Source organism: Ruegeria sp. (assembly GCF_028066395.1).
Lineage (GTDB): Bacteria > Pseudomonadota > Alphaproteobacteria > Rhodobacterales > Rhodobacteraceae > Ruegeria.
The window spans coordinates 19,073-22,428 of sequence record NZ_JALCBM010000056.1 but is presented as its reverse complement, the minus strand read 5'-3'; the positions used below and the strand labels follow the sequence as shown (position 1 = coordinate 22,428).

The 3,356-nt window shown below is 60.3% G+C and carries 4 protein-coding genes; 1 reads left to right on the top strand and 3 read right to left on the bottom strand.

What is annotated here, in order from left to right:
- Window positions 1–1,298 (bottom strand): 5'-3' exonuclease H3TH domain-containing protein (locus MPJ51_RS16270; protein WP_298388848.1); only part of this gene is annotated, 1,298 nt, incomplete at its 3' end.
- A 151-nt stretch (window positions 1,299–1,449) separates the two neighbouring features.
- Window positions 1,450–1,629, bottom strand: a complete 180-nt coding sequence (locus tag MPJ51_RS16265; RefSeq protein ID WP_298388845.1) for a zinc-finger domain-containing protein — start codon at window positions 1,627–1,629, stop codon at window positions 1,450–1,452.
- An 87-nt stretch (window positions 1,630–1,716) separates the two neighbouring features.
- Here MPJ51_RS16265 and MPJ51_RS16260 point away from each other — a divergent pair, with 87 nt between their 5' ends.
- Window positions 1,717–2,706 (top strand): ABC transporter ATP-binding protein, encoded by a 990-nt coding sequence (locus tag MPJ51_RS16260; protein WP_298388863.1) that lies wholly within the window; start codon window positions 1,717–1,719, stop codon window positions 2,704–2,706.
- Here the strand turns inward: MPJ51_RS16260 and MPJ51_RS16255 are convergent.
- The gene (locus MPJ51_RS16255) at window positions 2,703–3,167 is read right to left on the bottom strand and encodes a DUF1203 domain-containing protein (protein ID WP_298388843.1); all 465 of its coding nucleotides are present in this window, start codon (window positions 3,165–3,167) and stop codon (window positions 2,703–2,705) included. The two genes, MPJ51_RS16260 and MPJ51_RS16255, sit on opposite strands and share 4 nt — an antisense overlap.
- Window positions 3,168–3,356: the final 189 nt, after the last annotated feature.

Here is a 3,356-nt window from a genome sequence, read left to right as displayed (position 1 = left end):
ATCTTGGCATCGTATTTCATGTTCTGCCCGATCTTCAGGATCGACGGGTCTTCGAACATCGGTTTCAGCAGCGTTAGAGCCTCATCCAACGGCATCTGCCCTTCGGCCAATGCATCCGTTCCAAACAGATCATCGGTTGCGCTTTCCCGATGGATCAGCGGGATATAGCAGGCGTGCCCGAGTTCCACGCAGAGTGAAATACCAACCAGATCGGCAATCATCTCATTCAGGCCGGTGGTCTCGGTATCGACCGCAATCCAACCGCGCTCATATGCCTGATCAACCCATTTCTGCAGCGCCGCCGCATCGCGCACGCATTCGTATTTCGAGGCGTCAAACGGGATATCCTCGGCCTCGGATTCATCCGCCGCAGGCGCGGGCGCATCGGCGATCACCGGCGCCTCGGCCCCCAGCTTGTCAGCGATGCGCTTGGTCAGAGTGCGGAACTCCATCTCGGCCAGAAAGCCCAGCAGCGTATCTGGCTCAGGGTCTTTCACCTCAAGGTCGTCCAGAGTGAAATCCAGAGGGGTCTCGGCGTCCAACTGCACCAGCTTCTTCGACAGCTCAATCTGGTCACGCTTTTCGATCAGAGTCTGGCGGCGTTTGGGCTGCTTGATCTCCTCGGCGCGATCCAGCAGGGTTTCCAGATCGCCATATTCGTTGATCAGCAACGCCGCCGTCTTGACCCCGATCCCCGGCGCGCCCGGCACGTTATCGACCGAATCCCCGGCCAGCGCCTGCACATCGACCACCCGTTCCGGCCCGACGCCGAATTTCTCGAACACCCCGTCCCGGTCGATGCGCTTGTTCTTCATCGCATCCAGCATTTCCACGCCATCACCGACCAGCTGCATCAGGTCCTTGTCCGAGCTGACAATAGTCACCCGCCCCCCGGCATCGCGCGCCTGCACGGCGAGGGTGGCGATGATGTCATCCGCCTCATACCCCTCCAATTCTTTGCAAGCGATATTGAAGGCTTTGGTCGCCTCACGGGTCAGAGGCATCTGCGGACGCAGATCCTCGGGCATTGCCTCACGATTGGCCTTGTAGAGGTCATAAAGATCGTTGCGGAACGTATGCGAGCCTTTGTCAAAGATCACCGCCACATGGGTGGGCGCATCCGGCCCGGCATTTTCCTCGACATATTTCTGCAGCATGTTGCAGAACCCAGACACCGCCCCAATCGGCAGCCCGTCCGATTTCCGCGTCAGCGGCGGCAACGCGTGATAGGCCCGGAAGATAAAGGCCGATCCGTCGATCAGATGCAGGTGACAGCCTTTTCCAAAATTCTGCGACATGGGACCCTCATCTCTGAATGCGTTTGCGCAGTTGTGCCACGCCACGCCCGTTCGTGCCAGTTGCCAATTCTATGCAACCCGCAACTTCTTCTCGTTCCAAATACGGAAAAATCCAACCTGTGCTTCTGGCGATGCCGTCAACAGGATGCGCTCAGGCTTGGGCCTCGCGCCCGGCCAACACATATTTGCAGTCGCAATAGGGGCACTCGACCCAACCGGTATCCTCGGGGATCTGCAGCCACACGCGCGGATGGCCCAACGCACCTTCGCCGCCGTCGCAGGCGATCCGGGCGGTTTCGACGATCTTGGTTTCCGGCGCTTCGATGGTCACGGCTGGCGGTCCTTCTTCGGTTGTCGGCCTCGCGGGCATGTACTAGGTGCGTTTATGAGCGATGAGCAAACCGGGGGCAAGAGCCACATGGCCGATGCGGCAATCAGGATCGAAGGGCTGCGCAAGACCTATCGCGGCGGCAAGGGCCAGCCCGAGAAACAGGCGCTGAAGGGCATCGATCTGACGGTGCCGCGCGGGTCTGTCTTTGGGTTGCTGGGGCCGAACGGGGCCGGGAAATCGACCCTGATCAACATTCTGGCCGGGCTGGTGGTCAAATCCAGCGGCCAGGTGTCGATCTGGGGGTTCGATCAGGACCAGTACCCGCGCCAATCCCGCGCCGCCATCGGGGTCATGCCGCAAGAGTTGAACCTCGACCCGTTCTTCACCCCGCGCGGCGCGTTGGAGGTTCAGGCGGGTCTTTACGGTGTGCCGAAATCTGAACGCCGAAGCGATGAGATTCTGGAACTGGTCGGTCTGTCCGACAAGGCCGAGGCTTATGCCCGCACCCTCTCGGGTGGCATGCGCCGCCGTCTGCTGCTGGCCAAAGCGCTGGTGCATCACCCCAAGGTGCTGGTGCTGGACGAACCCACAGCAGGCGTGGATATCGAGCTGCGCCAGATGCTCTGGACCAATGTGCGCAAGCTGAACGAACAGGGCATGACCATCATCCTGACCACCCATTATCTGGAAGAAGCGCAAGAGATGTGTGACGAGATCGCCATCATCAATCACGGCGAAAAGGTCGCGCAGGACAGCACCGCCAACCTGCTGGGCCGTATGGACAGCCGCACCATGGTGATCCTGCCCGACAACCCGATTGCAGACCTGCCCTCGGCTGCGGGGGTCGAGGCCGCACTGCGTGACGATGGCAATCTGGTGCTGACCTATCGCAGCACCCAGACCAGCGCCGAGCAGGTTCTGGAAGCAGTCCGTCAGGCCGATATCCGCATCCGCGACGTCCGCACCGAAGAGGCTGATCTTGAGGACGTGTTCCTCGCGCTCACCTCATCCCAGGTGGACGCCCCGGTGGATGATCAGGACCAACCACGCCGGGGAATACACCGGGTCAAACTCTAGGCCCGGTCGATTCGCGCCTGATAGCAATTGTTGCGCGCGGATCGGACGTGGATATAGGCCACATCCGGGCGAGCAAAGATATTCGCCACCGCCGCGCCCATCCTATCGGTTGGCGTCACGATCCCGGTGCCATAGACGATCCGGTCATCCGCGCCGTAGCCCTTGATCAAATAGTCGGGGGCAGAGGTCAAAATCTCGGGCATCGCCACGCCCTCATGCCGGTCGCATGGCTTGGCGCATAGAAAGATCGGCCCGGTTTCAGCGTAAGGATGTGTCTCTAAAAAGGGCCGGTGCGCCAATATCAGCATCTCTTCCCCTTCAGGAATGTTCCGCAGGCAGTGGCGGCAGGGATTGCCCGTCCCCTTGGAAATCGCACGCTCGGGTGTGGCCCCATAGGCATCCGGGCCACCGGCCTGAAGGGCGCGCACCTCATCGGTAGGTAATGCAGTGATCGTGAACATCTTGTGTCTCCTTTTTCCCGATCCTGCCCATCGGGTTCATCCCAAGCGACCCGTTTCCTGCGCAAAGGACTCGAAAAAGAACAAAACGTGAATATAATACGGAATCGCCATGTATGCCGAACTGTCGATCACGTCGAACTTCACCTTCCTCACCGGGGCCTCCCACCCCGAGGAGTACATGGAGCGTGC